The sequence below is a fragment of the Pseudanabaena sp. 'Roaring Creek' genome (assembly GCF_001402795.1).
Taxonomy (GTDB): domain Bacteria; phylum Cyanobacteriota; class Cyanobacteriia; order Pseudanabaenales; family Pseudanabaenaceae; genus Pseudanabaena.
The window spans coordinates 1-694 of the sequence record NZ_LIRE01000575.1; the positions used below are offsets into that span (position 1 = coordinate 1).

1 protein-coding gene is annotated in these 694 nt (G+C 40.3%); it reads right to left on the bottom strand.

Translation table 11 applies throughout. The annotated features are described in order from the left end of the window. Positions 1-164: 164 nt before the first annotated feature. Positions 165-518 carry a DUF6464 family protein gene (locus AC805_RS16525; RefSeq protein WP_055076433.1) on the bottom strand — a complete coding sequence of 118 codons (354 nt, stop codon included), beginning with the start codon at positions 516-518 and terminating at the stop codon, positions 165-167. Positions 519-694: the final 176 nt, after the last annotated feature.

Below are 694 nucleotides of genomic sequence, written 5' to 3' on the forward strand. Positions count from 1 at the left end.
ACTTCTTTGCATCTTTGTGGGGATATGTGAAATTGGAGGTTCTTAAACTCAATTCTAAGCTCAATCATTTTGCTCTCAAATCCAAATTGTATATTAAGGCTTTGCAGCAATCTTACTTGGAATGGCAATCCCTGAAACCTTTTTAGACTTCTGCGTAAGGTGAGTTATCTAACTTCCCAAAAGCGACATCCTGCACATGGACCATTTGGATTAACCGCACAGCGAATCAATTCTGAAAGGGCATTATAGTGACAATTTGCATCGCCAATAATCCAACGACCATCGATCAAACTTCTATCCAAATTTTCTGGAGCTGGCTGCACATATACCACAACTCTAAACAAGTTATATTTTCCTCTACGAAACTGATATCGATGGCGGCGCTCTAAAATCCTATAGGTTTTGCCTTCTAGGTCGATATAGTCACCAGGTTGGGGCATCCAATCTAAATATATTTTTCCCAAGGTGTTTTCAGGATGAAGAGTGCAAACCTCTGTCGGCACTGCTAGTATTTCCATAGAGTTTTTTGCTTAATTGTAAGAAGTGGCGATCGCCTAATTTTGTTTATAAGGGGGCTTAATTAAATATAAAACCCTAAAACCTGCGGCGCACGCTGCGCGTGCGCCGCAGGTTTTAGGTCTGGATTTTAATTATGCTGAGGTACTTAAAATCTGAAGGGGAATACGTTATGGAT